Annotated in this window: 22 protein-coding genes; 11 read left to right on the forward strand and 11 right to left on the reverse strand. The window is 40.1% G+C overall.

The window, feature by feature from the left end; translation table 11 throughout:
* Nucleotides 1-22: 22 nt before the first annotated feature.
* Both tsaB and FNN08_RS06425 read right to left on the reverse strand, forming a co-directional pair.
* Nucleotides 23-724 (reverse strand): tRNA (adenosine(37)-N6)-threonylcarbamoyltransferase complex dimerization subunit type 1 TsaB, encoded by a 702-nt coding sequence (gene tsaB / locus FNN08_RS06420; RefSeq protein WP_143583886.1) that lies wholly within the window; start codon nt 722-724, stop codon nt 23-25.
* Nucleotides 725-896: 172 nt separating this feature from the next.
* Entirely contained in the window at nt 897-2,870 is a 1,974-nt protein-coding gene (locus tag FNN08_RS06425; protein WP_143583887.1) for an ATP-dependent DNA helicase, read from the reverse strand.
* 446 nt (nt 2,871-3,316) lie between these two features.
* Here FNN08_RS06425 and hisG point away from each other — a divergent pair, with 446 nt between their 5' ends.
* The 9 genes from hisG to FNN08_RS06470 all read left to right on the forward strand — a co-directional run bounded on the left by hisG (nt 3,317) and on the right by FNN08_RS06470 (nt 11,062).
* On the forward strand, nt 3,317-4,222 hold the full coding sequence (gene hisG, locus FNN08_RS06430) for an ATP phosphoribosyltransferase (RefSeq protein ID WP_143583888.1): 906 nt from the start codon (nt 3,317-3,319) through the stop codon (nt 4,220-4,222).
* Between the two features lie 5 nt (nt 4,223-4,227).
* On the forward strand, nt 4,228-5,514 hold the full coding sequence (gene hisD / locus FNN08_RS06435) for a histidinol dehydrogenase (RefSeq protein ID WP_143583889.1): 1,287 nt from the start codon (nt 4,228-4,230) through the stop codon (nt 5,512-5,514).
* Between the two features lie 5 nt (nt 5,515-5,519).
* Nucleotides 5,520-6,617 (forward strand): histidinol-phosphate transaminase, encoded by a 1,098-nt coding sequence (gene hisC / locus FNN08_RS06440; RefSeq protein ID WP_143583890.1) that lies wholly within the window; start codon nt 5,520-5,522, stop codon nt 6,615-6,617.
* A gap of 12 nt (nt 6,618-6,629) precedes the next feature.
* Entirely contained in the window at nt 6,630-7,700 is a 1,071-nt protein-coding gene (hisB, locus tag FNN08_RS06445; protein WP_143583891.1) for a bifunctional histidinol-phosphatase/imidazoleglycerol-phosphate dehydratase HisB, read from the forward strand.
* Nucleotides 7,697-8,323 carry an imidazole glycerol phosphate synthase subunit HisH gene (hisH, locus tag FNN08_RS06450; protein ID WP_143583892.1) on the forward strand — a complete coding sequence of 209 codons (627 nt, stop codon included), beginning with the start codon at nt 7,697-7,699 and terminating at the stop codon, nt 8,321-8,323. The genes hisB and hisH overlap by 4 nt, the downstream gene beginning before the upstream one ends.
* On the forward strand, nt 8,323-9,060 hold the full coding sequence (gene hisA / locus FNN08_RS06455) for a 1-(5-phosphoribosyl)-5-[(5-phosphoribosylamino)methylideneamino]imidazole-4-carboxamide isomerase (protein ID WP_143583893.1): 738 nt from the start codon (nt 8,323-8,325) through the stop codon (nt 9,058-9,060). The genes hisH and hisA overlap by 1 nt, the downstream gene beginning before the upstream one ends.
* Nucleotides 9,042-9,815 (forward strand): imidazole glycerol phosphate synthase subunit HisF, encoded by a 774-nt coding sequence (gene hisF, locus FNN08_RS06460; protein WP_143583894.1) that lies wholly within the window; start codon nt 9,042-9,044, stop codon nt 9,813-9,815. Before hisA ends, hisF begins: the two co-directional genes overlap by 19 nt.
* Before the next feature lie 127 nt (nt 9,816-9,942).
* A complete protein-coding gene (hisIE, locus tag FNN08_RS06465; protein WP_143583895.1) occupies nt 9,943-10,560 on the forward strand; it encodes a bifunctional phosphoribosyl-AMP cyclohydrolase/phosphoribosyl-ATP diphosphatase HisIE in 618 nt (205 codons plus the stop codon).
* Between the two features lie 25 nt (nt 10,561-10,585).
* Complete coding sequence (locus FNN08_RS06470) at nt 10,586-11,062, forward strand: GNAT family N-acetyltransferase (RefSeq protein WP_143583896.1); 477 nt, start codon at nt 10,586-10,588, stop codon at nt 11,060-11,062.
* A 69-nt stretch (nt 11,063-11,131) separates the two neighbouring features.
* Here FNN08_RS06470 and FNN08_RS06475 read toward each other — a convergent pair whose 3' ends face one another.
* Nucleotides 11,132-11,731, reverse strand: coding sequence for an energy transducer TonB (locus tag FNN08_RS06475; protein WP_185962574.1), 600 nt, complete (start codon nt 11,729-11,731; stop codon nt 11,132-11,134).
* Nucleotides 11,732-11,906: 175 nt separating this feature from the next.
* On the opposite strand from FNN08_RS06475, the gene FNN08_RS06480 reads away from it, so the two are divergent.
* Nucleotides 11,907-12,299, forward strand: a complete 393-nt coding sequence (locus tag FNN08_RS06480) for an MAPEG family protein (RefSeq protein ID WP_143583898.1) — start codon at nt 11,907-11,909, stop codon at nt 12,297-12,299.
* An 89-nt stretch (nt 12,300-12,388) separates the two neighbouring features.
* Here the strand turns inward: FNN08_RS06480 and adk are convergent, their stop codons facing one another.
* Both adk and htpG read right to left on the reverse strand, forming a co-directional pair.
* Nucleotides 12,389-13,033: an adenylate kinase gene (gene adk / locus FNN08_RS06485; RefSeq protein ID WP_143583899.1), complete on the reverse strand. Its 645-nt coding sequence runs from the start codon at nt 13,031-13,033 to the stop codon at nt 12,389-12,391.
* 297 nt (nt 13,034-13,330) lie between these two features.
* The gene (gene htpG / locus FNN08_RS06490; protein ID WP_143583900.1) at nt 13,331-15,271 is read right to left on the reverse strand and encodes a molecular chaperone HtpG; all 1,941 of its coding nucleotides are present in this window, start codon (nt 15,269-15,271) and stop codon (nt 13,331-13,333) included.
* A 271-nt stretch (nt 15,272-15,542) separates the two neighbouring features.
* On the opposite strand from htpG, the gene FNN08_RS06495 reads away from it, so the two are divergent.
* Nucleotides 15,543-16,706, forward strand: coding sequence for a porin (locus FNN08_RS06495; protein ID WP_143583901.1), 1,164 nt, complete (start codon nt 15,543-15,545; stop codon nt 16,704-16,706).
* A 91-nt stretch (nt 16,707-16,797) separates the two neighbouring features.
* Here the strand turns inward: FNN08_RS06495 and recR are convergent, their stop codons facing one another.
* The 6 genes from recR to FNN08_RS06525 all read right to left on the reverse strand — a co-directional run bounded on the left by recR (nt 16,798) and on the right by FNN08_RS06525 (nt 21,682).
* Entirely contained in the window at nt 16,798-17,397 is a 600-nt protein-coding gene (gene recR / locus FNN08_RS06500; RefSeq protein WP_143583902.1) for a recombination mediator RecR, read from the reverse strand.
* A gap of 509 nt (nt 17,398-17,906) precedes the next feature.
* Entirely contained in the window at nt 17,907-18,914 is a 1,008-nt protein-coding gene (locus tag FNN08_RS06505) for a fumarylacetoacetate hydrolase family protein (RefSeq protein ID WP_143583903.1), read from the reverse strand.
* On the reverse strand, nt 18,911-19,459 hold the full coding sequence (locus FNN08_RS06510; protein WP_143583904.1) for a VOC family protein: 549 nt from the start codon (nt 19,457-19,459) through the stop codon (nt 18,911-18,913). Before FNN08_RS06510 ends, FNN08_RS06505 begins: the two co-directional genes overlap by 4 nt.
* 25 nt (nt 19,460-19,484) lie before the next feature.
* Complete coding sequence (gene hppD, locus FNN08_RS06515; RefSeq protein WP_143583905.1) at nt 19,485-20,561, reverse strand: 4-hydroxyphenylpyruvate dioxygenase; 1,077 nt, start codon at nt 20,559-20,561, stop codon at nt 19,485-19,487.
* 373 nt (nt 20,562-20,934) lie between these two features.
* Nucleotides 20,935-21,528, reverse strand: coding sequence for a putative adenosine monophosphate-protein transferase Fic (locus FNN08_RS06520; protein ID WP_143583906.1), 594 nt, complete (start codon nt 21,526-21,528; stop codon nt 20,935-20,937).
* Nucleotides 21,521-21,682 carry a YhfG family protein gene (locus FNN08_RS06525; protein WP_143583907.1) on the reverse strand — a complete coding sequence of 54 codons (162 nt, stop codon included), beginning with the start codon at nt 21,680-21,682 and terminating at the stop codon, nt 21,521-21,523. The genes FNN08_RS06520 and FNN08_RS06525 overlap by 8 nt, the downstream gene beginning before the upstream one ends.
* Nucleotides 21,683-21,801 lie beyond the last annotated feature (119 nt).

Here is a 21,801-nt window from a genome sequence, read left to right on the forward strand (position 1 = left end):
CTGACACCTTGAACCTAGCTTTTTATTCCCTGCCTGGTAGCTTCTGCCAAGTAACCGTGTCACGTAAATAAACCGGCTCGGCGTTTTCGGGTGCGAGTGCATTACCTTGCGCAAATTCAGCTTTTCCTATTGCTAGCATAGCAACAGCATCAGGAAATAATACATCAGCATCAACACTTACTTGCTTTTGGGTATTCGCAAGTTGTTCTTGATACGCATTCCAAGCACTGCCAACACCAACTAATGCAGCATCTGTCGTACTTGTTATATAATCATGGACAACACTTGGTGATAACACCGCTTCATCTTTTTGTGGTTGCATTATTTGCTCATCATTTAAGGCAAATAAACCACAATAACTCTCACTCATACGCGCATCGATGGCGGCAATAACTTGGCTAGCTCCGGATTTATTAAACGCTTGTTGCGCCATAGCTTGCAACGTTGACACGCCAACAACCTTTAAGTCGGCAGAGTAAGCTAAACCTTGCGCCACACCAATGCCAATGCGAACCCCGGTAAAGCTGCCCGGACCACGGCCATAAATTAAACCATCAAGTTGTGCTAACTTAATGCCAGCCTCTTTAAGTACTTCATCAACCATAGGCAACAGCAACAAACTATGAGACTGCGGGCTAAATTCATAACGACTGTATACTTGCCCGGCAACTTCAAGAGCTACCGAACACGCTTCAGTTGAGGCATCAATGGCCAAATAATTCATCTTTTTACTCTATTTCTTTATTAAATTTCGTTAGTGCGAATTTATTCGCACGTTATCTTCAAAAAAGCTAGTTTTTAATTTTTAGTTTTTAGTTTTTAGTTTTTAGTTTTTAGCCCATAAAATATCAGTTAAACCACCAGTTCCAGCAAAACTAAATTCTAGTTCCTCGTTCCTAGCTCTCCGCCTCTATCTCTTGCAAAAACTTAACCGCACTATTAATTTCACGAGTTCTTGCCATTGGCGGCAGGCTACTTAAAAACACTTGTCCATACGGGCGATTTACGATGCGACTATCGCATATCACTAACACCCCACGGTCGCTAACATCACGGATCAAACGACCAACCCCTTGTTTTAAGGCAATAACGGCATCAGGCAATTGGATTTGACCAAAAGGGTCGCCTCCGCGGCGCTTTAAATCTTCACTTTTTGCTTGTAGCAAAGGTTCATCCGGTGCCCTAAAAGGTAATTTATCAATGATAACACAAGTTAAGTTGTCACCTCGAACATCAACCCCTTCCCAAAAGCTGGCAGTGGCTAATAATATCGCATTTTTATCTTCAACAAAATGATCGAGTAAAACGCTTTTCGCCATTTGCCCTTGCACCAACAACGGGTTATCAACTTGCTCGGCTAAAAGTTCAGCCACTTGGTTAAGCACCCGATAAGAGGTAAATAGCAAGAAACAACTACCTTTACTTGCTTTAATTAAAGGCAAGGCAATATTAACTAACGATTTCGCTCGATTAAAATCATTCGCTTCAGGTAAATACCTTGGTACTAACAACTTAGATTGCTTGGGGTAATCAAATGGACTAGCCAATAATAACTGCTGCGCGTGCGTTAAACCTAAATCTTCGGCGAAATGAGTAAAGCTATCATTTACCGCAAGCGTTGCCGAAGTAAAGATCCAAGCCGATTCGTGCTCTTGCATATAGGCGCTAAATTTTTCAGCAATAGATAACGGCGTTTGATGCAGCACAACATGCCTACGGGTTGTTTCGTACCATAAGCTCATGCCTTTAGCTTCGGTATTATTCATTACCTCATATTTAGTCAGTAATTCACTAGCACGGTCAAAGCAATTATCAATAACCTCGGTGCGTGATACACACATTTTTAATACATCGAATAAAAACTTAAGGTCGGTATGTAATTGTACAAAAGCCTGCTTAAACTGCGCATGTTCAATTTTATGACGCCAATTGCCTCGCTCGTTATCATAAGGAAAAAGTAAGCGGAAATCACCCGCGCCTTTTTGCAGTTTCTCGGCGGCAATGCCCAGCTGTTTTACATCGGCTAATTCAGAGCGATACTGACTTATCGCATCACTAGCTAACTCCAATATTTGTCTGGTTGAAAATGCTTGACCAAAATACTCGCTGGCAATATTACCTATTTGATGCGCCTCATCAAAAATCACGACGTCCGATTGTGGAATTAATTCACCAAAGCCAGTGTCTTTTAACGCCATATCGGCAAAAAACAAATGATGGTTAACCACAACTAAGTCCGCTTCAATTGCTCGCTCTCGCGCTTTAACTAAATAGCAATTTTCATATTCAGGACAATTTCGCCCTAGGCAGTTATCTGTAGTTGAGGTTATTTGCGGTAAAATCAATGAGTCTTCAGCCACATCAACCAACTCACCTATATCACCAGACTGAGTAATACTCGCCCATTTACGCACCTTAACTAAATCAGCTAACGCAGTGGCATCTAAAGTTGCCCCTAGTTGATGCCTAGGCGGTGGTTGTTTACCTCTTTGCGGTACAGGTGGCGCACTATTGAAATTCTCTTCTAAGCGAAAGTTACACAAATAATTAGAGCGGCCTTTAAGCAAAGCAACTTTTTGTGAACTGGTTAAGGCTTTTTTTACTAGCGGTAAATCTTTGTGAAACAGTTGCTCTTGTAGATTTTTAGTCCCGGTTGATACCACAACCTTTTTGCCACTTTGCAAAGCAGGTATTAAGTAGGCAAATGTTTTACCGGTACCTGTACCTGCTTCGACAATTAAAGATTGTCCAGATTTGATCACCGACTCAACCTTACTGGCCATATCGACTTGCGCTTTGCGCGGGTTAAATCCTGGGATAATTTTGGCTAGCAGGCCATCTTCGGCAAAGGCCTTAGCAACTGAGGTCATGAATATTTCATTTTATAAAATTAATGCTTTTGAGAATAAATTGATCTAAGCAATATTGCAATATCAGCCATGCGTTTAAGCTATTATTTTCAACATCAAGACCCGCTCAAATAATAAACCATAAAAACTAAATAACTATGCTTATTCCATTTACGACTAAAGTTAATAAAAAAGTCATATTTATTTCATAGTTTGCCCTTGACGACAGGCGCTTAAACCCGATATGGTTATAACAACTAAAGCATTTAGACGAATTTATTATGAATAACCTTAAACTACATCATCACCATTTACTTATCGATTAGCTCTCAGGTTATTCGCTGAGGGGCTATGGACCTTTCAGCGCAGTGCAATTATAAGCAAGCCCCGAAAAGTCCAACTTTCGGGGTTTTTTAGTTTCAGATGCACATTTAAATTCAAATTTAACAAATTAACAGGACTAGTTTATGAGTAATACCGACAGCACCCGCCTTAGAATTGCTATTCAAAAATCAGGCAGATTAAGCGATGAGTCACAAGCCTTACTTAAAGGTTGTGGATTAAAAATCAACTTAGCTGATCGCCGTCTACTTTCTCATGTTGCTAATATGCCGATTGATTTAATGTTAGTGCGTAGCTCTGATATTCCGGGCTTAGTGATGGATGGTATTTGTGACTTAGGTATTGTTGGCGACAACACTCTTGAAGAACACGAATTAGAACGTGTATTAAAAGGTGAAAGTGCTGATTACGATAAAATCCTTTCTCTTAAGTTTGGTGGTTGTCGTTTATCTATCGCCCTACCTGAGGAAATGGAATACACCGGCGTTAAAAGTTTAGATGGCCTGCGCTTAGCAACTACCTACCCTAGATTGCTTAACCGTTTCGCAGAAGAAAACGGCATTAAGTTTGAAATGTGCCAATTAAATGGCTCTGTTGAAGTTGCACCGCGTGTTGGCCTTGCCGATGGTATTTGTGATTTAGTTTCAACTGGCGCAACCCTTGAAGCGAATGGCTTAAAAGAAGTAGCTGAAATTTATCGCTCAAAAGCTGCTTTGATCAAGAGAACTGACGGTTTATCAGATGAAAAACAAACCATACTCAACACTCTATTACCGCGCATCCAAGGCGTATTAAAGGCTCGCGAGAGTAAATACATCATGTTGCACGCGCCAAAAGATAAACTAAATGAAGTAGTCGCTTTAATGCCTGGTACTGAAACGCCAACGGTTTTACCTTTAGCTGAGCGAGATGATCGAGTAGCGGTGCACGTGGTAAGTACAGAAACCTTTTTCTGGGAAACGATGGAGCAGTTAACCGATTTAGGCTGTAATTCAATATTAGTTATGCCGATTGAAAAGATGATGGGTTAAATATTATGCTTACATGGTCTTCTCTTACAGAGCAACAACAAGTAGACGCCCTTGCCCGCCCAGCAATTGCAGATAATGCAAGTTTAGAGGCTGCAGTTGCCGATATCATCAGCGCCGTAAAAACAAATGGTGACAAAGCACTGTTACAGCTTACTGAGCAATTTGATGGCGTAAAATTAAATACTCTAGCACTTGCTAGTGATGCTTATGCACAAGCAAGTGCTCGTTTAAGCGATAGCCGCAAACAAGCCATTGTTACCGCCTATGAGCAAATAGAGCGTTTCCATAAGGCGCAAGTTGCCACAGATATCACCGTTGAAACCATGCCAGGTGTGCTATGTACATTAAAAACAGAAGCGATTGAAAGTGTTGGTTTGTATATCCCAGCAGGCTCAGCGCCATTACCTTCAACGGTATTAATGTTAGGCGTGCCAGCAAAAATAGCTAATTGTGAGCGCGTGGTTTTAGTTTGTCCGCCAAATAAAGACGGTTTAATTGCTGATGAAATCATTTACGCTGCACAAATTTGTGGTATTGATGAAGTTTATACTATTGGCGGCGCACAAGCTGTTGCCGCATTAGCTCTTGGCACACAAACTATTAAGCCTGTAAATAAAGTATTTGGCCCGGGTAACCGCTTTGTTACTGAAGCTAAAAAGCAACTGTCACAACAAGTACCTGGTTTTGCCATCGATATGCCAGCCGGCCCATCTGAAGTGTTAGTGATTGCCGACAGCAGTGCTACGCCTGCATTTGCCGCCGCCGATTTATTATCGCAAGCCGAACACGGCCCCGACTCACAAGTAATTTTATTAAGTGACAGCGAAGAGATTTTAACCGCGGTACAACAAGAGCTTGATAGCCAAGTAGAGTTATTGTCAAGAAAAGACATTGCCAAACAAGCGTTAACATCGAGCCGTTTAATTTTAACTGACGATATAGCACAAGCCGTGCAAGTATCTAACCTTTACGGTCCTGAGCACTTAATTGTGCAAACCGAAAATCCAAATCAATTATTAGCAAGTTTACGTAACGCAGGCTCTATTTTTGTCGGTGACTATTCGCCAGAGTCAGCCGGAGACTACGCTAGTGGCACCAACCACGTACTGCCAACCTATGGTTATTCAAAAGTTGTATCGTCATTATCACTCGCTGATTTTTCAAGACGCTACACAGTGCAAGAATTAACTAAACAAGGCTTAGCCAATATTGCACCAACCATCATTGAATTAACCGATGCTGAAGGCTTAGATGCTCACCAGCGTGCTGTTACCATTCGGTTAGAGGGTTAATACTAATGACTGACTCATTAACCAACAAATTAGTACGTGATGACGTGCGAGATATGGTGGCATACCAGTCAGCAAGGCGCGGCCAAAGTGGTGGTACTTGCTGGTTAAATGCTAATGAAGCGGGCGGTAACAATCAATTACAAATAAATTTAAGCAATTTAAATCGTTATCCAGACTTCCAACCAACAGAATTAGTGAATAATTATGCTCAATATGCCAATTTACCAGCGGAGCAAGTATTAGCAACACGCGGTGCGGATGAAGGCATCGAAGTATTGATCAGAACATTTTGTGCAAGTGCAAAAGATAATATCGTTATTTGCCCGCCAACTTATGGCATGTACGCTATCAGTGCGAAAGGTCATAACAGTCAAACCACCCTTGTACCATTAACCGATGACTTACAACTAGATATCCCTGCGCTTGAGCGACAAGTTGGCCAATGTAAAATTGTCTTTATTTGCTCACCAAATAATCCAACCGGCGATATCATTAACCGTGACGATATTATTCGCGTTATAGAGTTGTTTAAAGACTCGGCTTTAGTGGTTGTTGATGAAGCCTATATAGAGTTTTGCCCGGAGTGTAGTTTTGCTGAGCTAATTAATACTTACCCTAACTTGGTGGTACTGCGCACTTTATCAAAGGCATTTGCACTTGCTGGTTTGCGCTGTGGTTTTACCTTAGCAAGCAAAGATATCATTGCCATGATGAGTAAAATTATCGCGCCATACCCTATTTCACAACCTGTGGCGGCAATAGCAAGTAGCGCCCTAACCACTGAAGGCTTAGCAATAATGACTAATCGAGTGCAACAAACTCTCGGTTTACGTAAGCAATTAGAGCAATTTTTAGATAAACAAAATTGGCTCAATAAACGCTTTCAATCAAACACTAATTATGTTTTATTTAACACTGACTTAGCCCCGCAATTATTTAGCTTTTTAACTGAGCAAGGCGTACTTATTCGTAACCAATCTAGCCAACTTACTTTAGAAAATTGTTTACGAGTTAGCATAGGCAGCAAGCAAGAAATGCAACAATTTATCGATGCGACCAACGCATTTAACCAAACATTGAATAACAATCAACAAAGCAATTAGAGAGTCAGCATTATGAGCAGTGAAAATATTTTATTTATCGACCGTGACGGTACCCTAATTGAAGAGCCACTCATTGATAAACAAGTTGATAGCTTAGAAAAGCTAGTATTTGAACCACAAGTTATTCCGGTACTGTTAAAACTAATTGCCGCTGGCTACAAATTGGTTTTAGTTTCAAACCAAGACGGGCTTGGCACCGACAGTTTCCCGACAGCAGATTTTGAGCTAGCACAGAACAAGATGATAGAGATCTTTGCTAGCCAAGGCGTGCATTTTGATGAGCAATTAATTTGCCCACATTTTGACGAGGACAATTGCAGTTGCCGCAAACCTAAGCTTGGCTTAGTTTCTGACTACTTACAGCAACAGCGCATCAATTTTGCTAATTCATTTGTGATAGGCGATAGAGATACCGATGTACAACTTGCCGCTAATATGGGCTTACCTGCCCTGCAGTATAATCGTGAAACCTTGAATTGGAACGATATTAGCGACAAATTACTTACCTCACCTCGTATTGCTAAAGTAACCCGCACCACCAAAGAAACCGACATTAATGTGGTGGTTAATTTAGATAAAAAAGGCGCTAACAAGATTGAAACAGGCATAGGTTTTTTCGATCACATGTTAGATCAAATCGCCACTCACGGCGGCTTTTCAATGCAATGTAGCGTAAATGGTGATTTACACATAGACGATCACCACAGTGTTGAAGATACCGCCCTTGCCCTTGGCGAAGCATTAAAACAAGCCTTAGGTAATAAACGCGGCATTGCTCGTTTTGGTTTTGTCCTGCCAATGGATGAGTGCAAAGCAGAGTGTGCTTTAGATTTATCTGGTCGTGCGCATTTAGAATTTAATAGTGAATTTACTGATAACCGCGTTGGCGGTATGTCAACACAAATGGTGAGTCACTTTTTTAAAAGTATTACCGATGCAATGGCGGTAACGCTGCACCTTTCAACCACGAAAGGTAATTGCCACCACCAAGTAGAAAGCTTATTTAAAGTGTTTGGCCGCGCGCTTGGCCAAGCAATAGCAGTAAGTGGCGATGCGATGCCAAGTTCAAAAGGTGTGCTATGAGCCAAAATGTAACAACAGCAGATGCCGTTATTATTGACACTGGTTGTGCGAATATCAGTTCATTAAAATTTGCGCTTGAGCGCTTAGGTTATCAAATATTAGTCTCTGCAGATAAAGCCGAGATTAAAGGCGCTAAAAAGGTGTTTTTACCCGGCGTAGGCTCAGCAGAGTTTGCCATGAACAGCATCAATGAGCGCGATTTAGTTGACGTTATTCAAAACCTTACACAACCTGTTCTGGGGATTTGTTTAGGCATGCAATTAATGACCGAGCACTCAATAGAAAATAACATCGATACACCTTGCTTAAACTTAATTCCGGGTGAAATAAAGCGTATTACACCTGACAATGGCGATAATTTACGTTTACCGCATATGGGCTGGAACACTTTAGAGAACTTAAGTGATTCGCCATTGTTTAACGGATTAAGCGCTGACGATTATTTTTATTTTGTGCACACCTACTGCGCGCCAATAAATAGTGCCACTATTGCCGAAGCAAATTACGGCCAACAATTCTCTGCTTGTTTACAAAACAACAATTTTTTAGGGGTGCAATTTCACCCAGAGCGCTCAGGCAAAGCTGGCGCCAAACTACTTAGTAATTTTATGGAGCTGTGCTGATGATTATCCCTGCAATCGACTTAATTGATGGCAAAACCGTGCGTTTATACCAAGGTGATTACCAACAAAAAACCAATTATCAGCAAACACCAGAAGAGCTTGTTGCTAGCTATTATGAGCAAGGCGCACAAATTCTACACTTAGTTGATTTAGATGGCGCTAAAGACAGTAGCAAACGCCAAACCACACGGTTAAAAGAGATCATCAGCGTAGCTAAAATGCCTGTACAAGTTGGCGGCGGCGTACGCTGTCAGCAAGATGTTAATGACTTACTTGCCCTTGGTGCAAGTCGAGTTGTTATTGGCTCTCTAGCAATTAAAGAGCCTGAGCTGGTCAAATCTTGGTTTGGTATTTACGGTAAAGAAAAGATTGTTCTCGCTCTTGATGTACAAATAAGTGCTAGCGGTGAAAAACTCCTGCCAACGCATGGTTGGATCAATGCCAGTGATACCACATTAGAAAGCTTATTAGCGTTTTACGGCGAAGATACCGTACAACACGTTTTATGTACTGACATCTCAAAAGACGGTACCTTAACTGGCAGTAATGATGGTCTTTACCAAGAGTTAAAGCAGCAATTCCCAAGCATTACTTGGCAAGCATCTGGCGGTATTGGTAATTTAGATAATATCAATTCTGTCGCCCAATCTGGCGCTGACGGCATTATTTTAGGTAGAGCGTTATTAGAAGGTAAATTTACCTTAGAGGAGGCAATTGCATGCTGGCAAAACGCATAATCCCCTGCCTCGATGTAAAAGACGGTTTAGTTGTTAAAGGTGTACAGTTTCGCAACCACGAGATCATTGGCGATATAGTCCCACTGGCTCAGCGTTATGCTGATGAAGGTGCTGACGAATTAGTCTTTTACGACATTGCCGCGAGCTCTGATGGCCGTGTGGTCGATAGAAGCTGGGTTGAACGCATAGCACAAGTTATCGACATTCCTTTTTGTGTAGCTGGTGGCATTAAAACCGAACAAGACGCACAAACGCTATTATTAATGGGCGCAGATAAAATATCGATTAACTCCCCTGCGCTGTCTGATCCTAGCCTAATAACTCGCTTAACTCGCCAGTTTGGTCAACAATGTGTGGTAGTTGGCATTGACTCATTTTATGATGACAACACAGGCGTATATCAAGTGCATCAGTTTACTGGTGACGAGGCTAAATCAGCTAAAACCCGTTGGCAAACAATCGACTGGGTTAAAGAAGTTCAACAACGCGGCGCTGGTGAAATTGTATTAAATGTAATGAACCAAGACGGCGTGCGTCAAGGCTATGATATAGAACAGCTGTCTATGGTACGCGAACACTGTAATATACCACTCATCGCCTCAGGCGGCGCTGGTACTATGGAACATTTTAAAGACGTATTTTTGCAAAGTGATGTTGATGGCGCACTTGCCGCTAGCGTGTTTCACAAAGGCATAATCGATATCCAAGAGCTAAAAAGCTATTTACGCACCAACAACATAGCGATGAGAAAATAAATATCAAGGTGTCAGACACCTTGAAAATCAAGAGGGTCAGATCAACTTGAAATTTAAACACATAGAAGCGAACAAAGCATAGACTAGCTCTTGAGAGTTAAAACCAATATTTAACAAGAGAATAACAATGAAAGTAACATTAGAAAATATCAGTAGTTTGGCTTGGGATAAAATGGAAAACCTGATCCCTGCCATTATTCAACACGCTGACACTGGCGCAGTATTAATGCAAGGTTACATGAATAGCGAAGCATTAACTAAAACGATCGAATCAGGTAAAGCAACATTTTTCTCACGTTCAAAGCAGCGCCTATGGACAAAAGGTGAAAGCTCAAATAACTTCTTAGAAGTACAATCTGTACTTACCGATTGCGATAATGACTCATTACTTATCAGTTGTCGCCCGCAAGGCCCTACGTGTCATTTAGGCACTCAGTCGTGCTTCCCAGAAGAGCAATGCTCACAACAGAACTTTTTAAGTTACCTTGAGCAAGTTATTGATGAGCGTAGCCAACAAAAACCTGAAGACAGCTACACTGCTCATTTACTATCAAGAGGCACTGCCCGCGTTGCACAAAAAGTAGGTGAAGAAGGCGTTGAAGTTGCTCTTGCCGCAGCGACCAATCAAAAAGAAGAATTTATTGGCGAATGTGCCGATTTGTTTTACCACACTTTAGTTTTATTAAAAGATCAAGATGTTAGTCTAAGCCAAGTTATGGCAGTATTGCAGCAAAGACATAAGTAACTTATTAACTTAATAAAAATAAAACATGACTCTACAGATTAACTGGCAAGCTAAAACATTTAAGCAACTTACTACTGATGAACTATACGAGGCATTAAAACTGCGCGTTGATGTCTTTGTCGTAGAGCAAACGTGTTACTACCCAGAGCTTGATAACAAAGACCGAGACAGTGCAACCATTCACTTGCTCGGTTTCGATCAAAATACCAAGCAATTAGCGGCTTATCTTAGACTGCTAGCACCTAATATCTCCTACCCCGATTGCGTAAGTATTGGCAGAGTCGCCACTGCGCCAGAATACCGGGGTAAAGGAATTGGCCACCCGTTAATGCTAAAAGCATTAGAGCTTTGCGCGCAAACGTGGCCAAATATCGACATTAAAATTGGCGCACAAGAACACCTAGAAAAATACTACAATCAACACGGTTTTGTCCGTGTATCTGACATGTACTTAGAAGACGACATCCCTCATATCGATATGCTGCGGAGCAACGAACAATAAAAGAAAATCAACAGGGTCAGATGAACTTTAAGTTGCCTGCCCTTTTTAGCTTTTAGCTTTTAGCTATAATTATTTACCAAAATCTAAGCGCACACTAAGGCCTTCTTGCTTAACCGTTTTGCCTTTTTCTATCATAGGTTTGTATTTCCACCTATGTAATGCATCTATCGCAGCTTGGTCAAAAATCAACTCTGGCTCAGAATCAATAATAACAATATCTTCAGCCTTGCCTTGGCGATTGATTGAAAAGCTTAACTTTACCCAGCCTTTAATTTTATTTCGGGCAGCTTCAACGGGATATCTAGGTAATGAGCGATAAATGGGTTGCGCGCCATTATCTTGGATTAACTTTAGGTCAAACTCTTGTGGTGCAAGTGCAATATCAACCTCTAAATTAGGGACATTAATATCATGTTCAATAGGCGTTTTTGTTTCAACTTTATCTTGATTAATAATACCTGTAGGCATTACAGCAGGTTTAGGTGGAGGATCTAAGGTTCGGTGCTTACGCTGAATTTTTGTATCTTCCGGTTTATTGATAATAGTTACAATAGCCCAGTCAGGTACTTCTTCGATGTACCTTTCTTCTTGCACAACAAGAGAAGCCATAATTGCAAATAGGGCAAATGAAATAAATGCAGCTATAAAAATTGAAATAATAAACTTCAACACAGCTCCTAAATCGAACAACATCCTGTTATTTCAGTAAAAAATATACAAGAAGTATAGATGAATTTTTGTAACTTATCTTATTCTACAAGATAAAAAATAACACTAGTTGTTCACAAAACTTTACTCTAAAATGGCGTATCAAACCTATTTTCAAAAGCAAAGGAAACTCTAGATGTTGCAGTCACTGGTTATTAGCGGATTTTATAGCGGAATACTCGCGATTATTTTATTGGCTTTATCTTTTAAAGTTATTGGCCTAAGAAGAGAGCATAAAGTAGGCATTGGAGATGGCGATAACGCCGAGCTTGCTAAAGCTATACGCGTACATGCGAACTTTATTGAATACGTACCTTTAAGCATATTGTTATTGGCAATAAGTGAGTTAAACGGTGCAGCTCCTTGGTTTTTACATGCTATGGGTGGCTTATTAGTAACCTGCCGCTTTTTACATGCTATAGGACTTAGTTCAAGTATTGGCACTTCATGGCAACGCTTTGTCGGTACCTTAGGTACCTTCATCACTCTGTTAATCCTAGCAATAGCGAATATCATCTCTATCTTCTAAACAATATATCAAGGTGTCTGACACCTTGATATTTTGCGAATAAAAAAGGCTGCAAATGCAGCCTTTTGTTTCATCATTTTAACTAGAAATTAAGCTAGTTTTTCAGCAAGTAAAGCGCTTACTGTTTCAACTGGCTGTGTACCATCAATTGTGATGTACTGACAGTTGCCAGACTCAGCTTCTGCTTGGTAGTAAGACACTAATGGTAGTGTTTGCTCGTGGTAAATGCCTAAACGCTTACGCACTGTAGCTTCTTCGTCGTCAGGACGGATCGCTAAGTCTTCGCCTGTAACGTCATCTTTACCTTCCACTTTCGGTGGATTGTAAACTAAGTGATAAACACGACCAGAGCCTGGGTGTACACGACGACCGCCCATACGCTCAACGATAACTTCATCAGCAACATCAAATTCAATTACTGAGTCAACAGCAACGCCGTTTTCTTTCATTGCATCAGCTTGTGGGATTGTTCTTGGGAAACCATCTAATAAGAAACCACCTTTACAGTCGTCTTGAGCAATACGCTCTTTAACTAAACCGATGATCAGCTCGTCAGATACTAGTTGACCAGCATCCATTACTTGCTTAGCTTGTTTACCTAGCTCAGTTCCAGCTTTAATTGCAGCACGTAGCATATCTCCGGTAGAGATTTGTGGAATACCAAATTTAGCCATTAAAAATTGAGCTTGTGTACCTTTACCGGCGCCTGGAGCACCTAATAAAATAATGCGCATAGAGAAGACCCTAAATGTCGTCGTTTAATAAAATTTGTTAACTTACAATAATACTTGCCATCACACTAGCAAACAAGAGCTGAAGCGTAATTGATGTTTATTTTTTTGTATTATAGTCAGTATTGTTACACTTCTAGCAACAAAAGCTACTAGACCTTGGTGGTAAATATAATAAAAACCAGCAAGTATAAAGTTAACGCAAGTGACAAAAATAAAAATGGGAGACATTTGCCTCCCATTTTGCAGTAACAAATATCAAATTGATTACTTGATATTTTTACTTTTAGCTTAAAGTGCTTACTTAGTTAAGCTCAGCATTAATTTGTTTAAACGAGCAACGAACGATGCAGGATCTTTCAAGCTACCGCGTTCAGCAAGCATCGCTTGTTCAAATAATACATCTGTCCACTCTGCAAATTTAGCTTCGTCTTGCTCATTCGATACATGAGAAATTAAAGCATGCTCAGCGTTAATTTCAAAAATAGGCTTGCTCTCTGGTACTTCTTGACCAACAGATTGCATCAGCTTGATCATTTGTGAGCTCATGTCATTTTCGTCAGTAACAATACACACAGGAGAGTCAGTTAAACGTTGCGATACACGCACGTCTTTTACTTTATCGCCAAGCGCTGTTTTTAAGCGAGTAACCACTGAATCAAATTCTTTCTCAAGTTTCTCTTGTGCTTCTTTAGTTTCAGCGTCATCTAAGTCACCTAAATCTAAACCGCCACGAGTTACCGATTGTAGTTGCTTGTCAGCAAATTCAGTTAAGTGGCTCATTAACCACTCATCAATACGGTCACTTAGTAATAATACTTCAATGCCTTTTTTGCGGAATACTTCTAAGTGCGGGCTATTTTTTGCCGCGTCAAAGCTATCTGCAACTACGTAGTAAATTTTGTCTTGGCCTTCTTTCATGCGCTCAATGTAATCGTTTAGTGATACATTTTGTACGGCTGAGTCATTTTCTGTTGAAGCAAAACGAAGTAGCTTAGCAACCGCTTCTTTGTTTGCCGCATCTTCTGCTGGGCCTTCTTTTAATACTTGACCAAACTCATCCCAGAAACCTTGGTATTTCTCAGCATCTTTTTTACCAAGCTTATCAAGCATAGTTAATACACGCTTAGTACAACCTTTACGCATTGCTTGCGTTACTTTGTTGTCTTGTAAAATTTCACGAGAAACGTTTAATGGTAAATCGTTTGAATCAAGTAAACCTTTAACAAAACGTAAGTAAGTCGGCATAAACTGCTCGGCATCATCAAGTACAAATACACGTTGAATGTATAGTTTTAAACCTTGTTGACGTTCACGGTTGTATAAATCAAATGGTGCTTTGCTTGGTACATAAAGTAGTGAAGTATATTCAGTGCTACCTTCAACTTTGTTATGTGCCCAAAGTAATGGGTCGGTGTAGTCATGTGATACGTGCTTGTAAAACTCGTTGTACTCATCATCAGAAATGTCTGACTTATCACGCGTCCATAAAGCTTCCGCCTTGTTAACGCCTTCCCAAACTGCCGGTTGAGCTGGAATTGCAGGTGTTACTTCACCTTCTTCATTAGTGCTTTCTGGCACTTCAGCTACTTCAGGAGTAAGCATTTGTACCGGAATAGAAATATGATCAGAGTACTTAGTTACAATTGACTTTAAGCGCCAGTCATCTAAAAACTCTTTCTCTTCTTCTTTTAAGAACAAGATGATATCGGTACCGCGGTTTTTCTTTTCAATGCTCTCAACGCTAAAATCACCTTCACCTTTTGAAGACCATTCAACACCTTCGCTTGCGTCATGGCCAGCAGCACGAGTGCGTACAACCACGTTTTCAGCAACGATAAATGCAGAGTAAAAACCAACACCAAACTGACCAATCAATTGCGAATCAGACGCTTGGTCACCAGATAATTTTGAGAAGAAATCAGCAGTACCAGACTTAGCAATGGTACCTAAGTGAGCTATAACATCATCGCGAGTCATACCAATACCATTATCTGAAATCGTAATCGTATTGTTGTCTTTGTTTACTGAAACACGTACGCGTAAATCACCGTCACCTTCAAAAAGGCTGTCATCAGATAACGCTTTAAAACGTAATTTATCGGCAGCATCGGCTGCGTTAGAAACTAATTCACGAAGGAAAATCTCTTTGTTTGAGTACAAAGAGTGGATCATAAGCTGCAAAAGTTGCTTAACTTCTGTTTGAAAACCGTGAACTTCTTTATGGCCTGTATCAGACATAAAAATACATCTCCTAATAACTAATTGATTGCACCATTAATGGTGTATTTCTTGGTATGGAATATATGTGGGGATAACTGATTTTTTTTAAAGGGTAAAAATTAAATTTATCTTTTTTAGAAAAGTAATGTGTTTTTTTGCCATTGAAATAAAACTGTAATATTTCGGTAATACAATGCCATTATTCACTTAGATAATCGATTTCATCAATCAAGTAAGCTATATTGATGAAAGCTAAATATATAGATATACAATAACTTAGGAGTCAGCAATGACTAATGCTGCAAATAAATTTTTATTAACTAGTTTATCCTCGGCTTTATTATTCGCAAGTTACTCGGCCCATTCTGAAGAAGATACCAGCGGCTATGACAAGGTTTGGTCAGTAGCAAATTTATACGAAAATAAAGAATCTTCAGGCTTACAAAAGCTTGCTTTAAGTGGCCGCTTACATATTGACGCAGCTCACTTTGAAGCCGATGAAGGCAATGCGCCAGGTGAAACCGATGAATTTGAAGATGCCAACTTTCGCCGTTTACGCTTTGGTTTTAAAGGTCAATTTGCCGATGACTTCTCATTCAACGTTGAAGCCGACTTAGATATTAACAACGACGCTGATGATACCTACAAACGTTTAACCGATGCTTATATTAGCTGGAACGTAAATGACAATGTAACTATCAAGGCATTAAAACAAAGTGTTGGTTTTACTCTTGATGGTGCTACCTCTTCAAAGAAACTATATACACTACAACGTAATAACCTAACCAATAACTTATGGTTTACCGATGAGTACTTCACCGGTATTTCAGTTAGCGGTAAAGTTAATTCACAATGGAGCTACAAAGCTGGTGTTTTCTCAAGTAACGACGACCAAGAAATTGCCGTTGACGATGCCAACACCTTTGTTTTAACTCACCTAAAGTATAACTTTGGCGAAACAAGCTTTGCCGACAAGCTAAGCGTTTCTTTAGATTATGTGCACAAAGATACTGATGATGGTGCCGATAACTCTAAAGATGGTGCGCCTAATCATGAAAACGTTGTATCACTTAACTCCACCATGAAAAAAGGCAAATTTGGCCTAAGCGCTGAATACGCATTTGGTCAAGGTTACAATGGCCAAAGTGACTTATGGGGTATTGTTATCATGCCACATTTCGACTTCACCACTAAATTCCAAGGTGTATTACGCTACACCTACATGGAAAGTGACGACAGTAACGGCATCAAACTAGGCCGTTATGAAAAAGAAATCGGCAGTGGTAAAGGTGACGAGTACAAAGAAATGTACGGCGGTTTAAACTACTACTTCTACGGTCAAAAATTAAAAGTGCAAGCCGGTGTTCAATATACCGAAATGGATGACTCGGTTGATGCAACCGGTCGCTATGAAGGCTGGGGCTTTACTACTGGTTTAAAAATGTATTGGTAATAAAGCTAAAAGCTAAAAGCTAAAAATACTAAAACGCCTTAATGTGAGTAAAAGCATTAAGGCGTTTTTATTTATTCAACATCAAAGCTAGTTAAAAGTTCTTACGCCCCGAAAATGCGTGCGATAAAGTATTGCCATCAACAAACTCAAGTTCACCACCAACCGGGACACCATGGGCGATACGAGAGGTATTAATGCCGTATTTTTTAGCAATATCAGCAATAAAGTGCGCCGTTGCTTCACCTTCAACCGTAGGGTTGGTTGCTAAGATCATCTCATCGAAATCGCCACTGCCAAGTAAGGCATCAAGTTTGTCTAAACCTAGTTCATCTGGGCCAATGCCATCAATTGGTGATAAGTGCCCCATCAAGACAAAATAACGCCCGGTAAACTCACCAGTTTGCTCTATCGCTAAAATATCAGCAGGCGATTCAACCACACATAAAATGCGTTTTAATTGACGCTTAGGGCTTGCGCAAATTTCACAAAGCTCTAACTCGGTAAAGGTTCGACAACCTTGGCAATACCCAATATCAACCATAGCTTTTGCTAAAGTGTCGGCAAGCTTAGCGCCGCCTACGCGATTGCGCTCTAATAAATGAAAGGCCATACGCTGCGCCGACTTAGGGCCAACGCCAGGTAAACAACGTAAACTGTCAATCAGCTCTTGTACTAACGGGCTTAATTTCATGAAAAATACTACACAGATAAATAATGGCTAAAGGTTATCACAATATTTGAATTACGATAATGCTTTAAAGATAAAACTTCAGTAACTAGCAGCTAATTATGTGATAGCTCGGGGTCAAATATGGAGATTCTACATCTCGCTAGAGCGCGTGATAGGATGACGCGTGTTAATTTTCCCTCTAGCTCCTCGTTGTTACATAATCAAAAATCAAGTTGATCTGACCCCCTTGATTTTTATCAAGCTTCAAGAACTCTGACACCTTGACTTTACCTCATCCCTCGTCGTCGTTAACTCTCCCCTAGTCGTTTTCACTTTCAGTCGCTCTTTACCCTCGTCGATCCCTATCCCCTAATAGTACCGTATCCTTTCGTCGTTCCCGCGAAGGCGGGAATCCATGTTTTCCCGCGCTAAAAAACAAAAAGAGAGGCATAGCCTCTCTTTATAACAAGTTCTGTTTACTTAAACAGGATGCTCTTATAGTTCCTCGTTCCTAGCAACTAGTTCCAGCTCTAGCCCTTCACAACTGTTTGGTTGATCTGACCAAAGATAGAGCGGCCTTCTTTATCAAACATTTCCATTTCAATAGTGTCACCAAAATCCATAAAGCGAGTACTTGGCTTACCGTCATTAATGGTTTCAATCATACGAACTTCAGCAATACAGCTATAACCTACGCCGCCGTCATGAACGTGCTTACCTGGGCCATCATTAAGTTTATTAGACACTGTACCAGAACCAATAATAGTACCCGCACATAAAGGACGCGTTTTAGCGGCATGAGCAATTAACTCACCAAAGTGGAAAGTCATATCAATACCGGCATTAGGCTTACCAAATAACTCTTTGTTGTAGCAAGATTGCAATTCAAGCGATAACTTACCATTGCTCCATGCATCACCTAATTCACTTGGGGTAACACATACTGGGCTAAATGCACTTGACGGTTTAGATTGGAAAAAGCCAAAACCTTTAGCTAATTCGCCAGGAATTAAGCCACGCAGTGATACATCGTTAACTATCATCACTAAACGAATGTAGTTAAGTGCATCATCACTCGATATGCCCATTGGCGTGTCATCAACAATAACAGCAACTTCTGCTTCAAAGTCAATACCAAAGCCTTCGCTTTGCGGCATAACAATGGCATCACGAGGTGCTAAGAAAGCATCTGAGCCACCTTGGTACATTAACGGATCTGTCCAAAACGTTGCCGGCATTTCTGCGTTACGCGCTTTACGTACAAGTTCAACATGGTTTACATAAGCACTGCCGTCAGCCCACTGATAAGCGCGAGGAAGTGGCGATGCGCAATTTGTTTGCTCAAAGGCTTCACCTGCAATTGCTCCCGACTCTAACTCTTGAAAACGAGCTTCAAGCTTTGGCGCTACCGTTGCCCAATTATCTAATGCATCTTGCATAGTAGCAGCGATATCGCTGGCACTTACCATTTTGGTTAATTCTGTATTAACGACAACAAGCGCACCATCACGGCCAGACTTTAAACTTGCTAACTTCATTTTTCTACTCCTGGAAATTCTTCATCATTATGCAACCATGCAGCATGGTTCGGGGCTTTCTTAGTTTTAGCCCACTCATCTAGCATTGCTGGTGCAACGCGTTTTAATTCTTCTAACATACCTGGTTTATTGGTATTGGCCACTAACTCTAAACGATGGCCGTTTGGATCAAAGAAGTAAATTGATTTAAAAATTGTATGATTAACCGGACCTAGTACTTCAATACCAGCGGCTTCTAGTTGCGCTTTTTTAGCAACTAACTCGTCCATCGACTCAACTTCAAAAGCAATATGTTGTACCCACTCTGGTGTGTTTACATCGCGGCCCATTTTAGGCGAGTTAGGAATTTCAAAAAAAGCCAATACATTCCCTTGCCCTGCATCTAAAAATACATGCATATATGGATCTGGCGCTTTTGTTGATGGTACTTCGTTTTCAGCAATCGCTAATAAAAACTCCATGCCAACCACATCACGGTAAAACTCGACAGTTTGCTTAGCATCGTTACAACGATACGCCACATGGTGAATTCGTTTAATAGCCATAATCAATTACTCCTTTGCCAACAACTTAAGCCGTTTCGCCGATAACGCCACGTTCAAGTTGGTCACGCTCGATAGATTCAAATAAGGCTTTAAAGTTACCTTCACCAAAACCGTCATCTTCTTTACGTTGAATAAACTCAAAGAACACCGGACCTAACAGCGCATCAGAAAATATCTGTAGTAATAAGCGAGGTTGGCCACCTTCGGTTGTACCATCCATTAAAATGCCGCGCGATTGTAATTCAGCTACGTTTTCGCCATGACCTGGTAAACGCTCTTCAAGCATATCAAAGTATGTTGCAGGAGGTGCAGTCATAAACTTCATGCCATTCGCTTTTAAGCGATCCCAACAAGCGATAATGTCGTCACAAGCAAAGGCAATGTGTTGAATACCTTCACCATTGTACTTCATTAAAAACTCTTCAATTTGACCACCGCTGCCGGCTTCTTCATTAAGTGGAATACGAATTTTACCATCTGGTGCAGTCATCGCTTTTGATAATAAACCTGTGTATTCACCTTTAATATCGAAATAACGGATTTCACGGAAATTAAATAAGTCTTCGTAGAAACCTGCCCAGTAGTCCATACGACCACGGTACACGTTATGCGTTAAATGATCTAAGGTATGAAAACCACAACCTTCTGGGTGAATATCAACGCCTTCAATCCAGTTAAAGTCGATATCATAAATTGTTTTACCTTCAGCATAACGGTCGATAAGGTAAAGTGTTGCACCACCAATACCTTTAATAGCAGGTAAACGAAGCTCCATCGGGCCAGTTTGAATTTCAACAGGTTGAGCGCCCTTTTCAAGTACTTTTGAGTAAGCAAACTGTGCATCTTTCACGCGAAATGCCATGCCACATGCCGAAGCGCCGTGTTCTTGTGCGTAGTAATCAGCATGACTACCTTTAGTGTAGTTAGTGATAAAGTTAATATCACCTTGGCGCCATAATTCTACATCTTTTGATTTGTGCTTAGCGACTAAAGTAAAACCCATACTTGCAAAAATTGGTTCTAAAATACCTTTTTCTGGTGCGGTAAATTCAACAAACTCAAAACCATCAAGTCCCATCGGGTTTTCAAATAAATCAGCCATCTTCTTCTCCTGAAAATATTACCTTTTTTGTCGGTAACTTATATCTTTAATATGCTGCTGACATTAATGATTACGGCGAACAAATACAATTTTAGCTAGTAATTATAAGATTAAGAAAAGTTGCAATTTAGCTGTATAGCTGGCACAAAATGTTTACAGTCAAAACTTCATCACACACAAGTAAAACCAGATAGGTAAAGCAAAGGTAGCTGTACTTGGATTTTTAGCATTAGTAGCAATTTAAATGACAGGGGAAATATTAAAGTTGGGTGACATATATGTGTATAGTAGAGTTTACATCTGAGGTGATATAGAACAAAACAGAAATAAAAAAGTAAAGCCGTATTGTCATTACTAAGAAAAATTTCTCTTACTAATCAATGACAGAAATAGCATCAGAAAAGATGTTAATTAAAGGCTGTAAACGGCCGTTATATCCAGCAATATTTGCAGCTAGCCATTGTTTTGAATTCACGTTTTTCCATGACAATATGAAACCAGCTCTTTTAGCAACTAGCTCACAAAAGAGCCTGAGAGTGCGTCCATTACCTTCCCTAAATGGGTGTACAACATTCATTTCACAAAAAAAGTCAGCGATAACTTTAATAAATACTTCTTTATCCGAATCTAATAAATAGTTATTGTGAGTTAAGATTAAAAAACATTTTTCGGTTTCTTTTTCAATGCGACTTATATTACAAAAACGGGTATTACCTTTGCTAATATCAACCGTTCTAATTTGACCTGCCCAATCATATAAGTCTTGAAAAAGATGAAAATGTAAGCTTTTAAGAGTAGAAAAATTTAGTATGCGCTGAGTGTCATGATATTGAGTAAGTCTTATTGCTGTTAATTCAGCTTCGACATTTTCTAGTACATCGTTGGATGAAATTCCAAATAAATTAATAAGTACGTCTGTTCCAGGGTAACAGTATGGGTCATCATTAACCCCGTACTTATCAACCATGTGATACTTTTAGCTGCTTAATATATTCTTGAACATCTTTAGGGAGGGTTGTTTTATCTTTCACTAAAGACATCCCTTCAAGCTTTAGGCTGTCAATATAGTTTTTCAATTTAACAGCTTCAAACGCCTTGTCACGCTTTTCTTGAGTAGTCATAAATAGTCCTATTATGCGTGTTTAGTGTAGTTATACCATTTCCATTAATTATGTGACCAATTGAGAATTCTAGATAAAGCTTTATAACAGGTAAAATTTATTACCGATAGTTATTAATA

The sequence above is a fragment of the Thalassomonas sp. M1454 genome (assembly GCF_007097525.1).
Taxonomy (GTDB): Bacteria; Pseudomonadota; Gammaproteobacteria; order Enterobacterales; family Alteromonadaceae; genus Thalassotalea_A.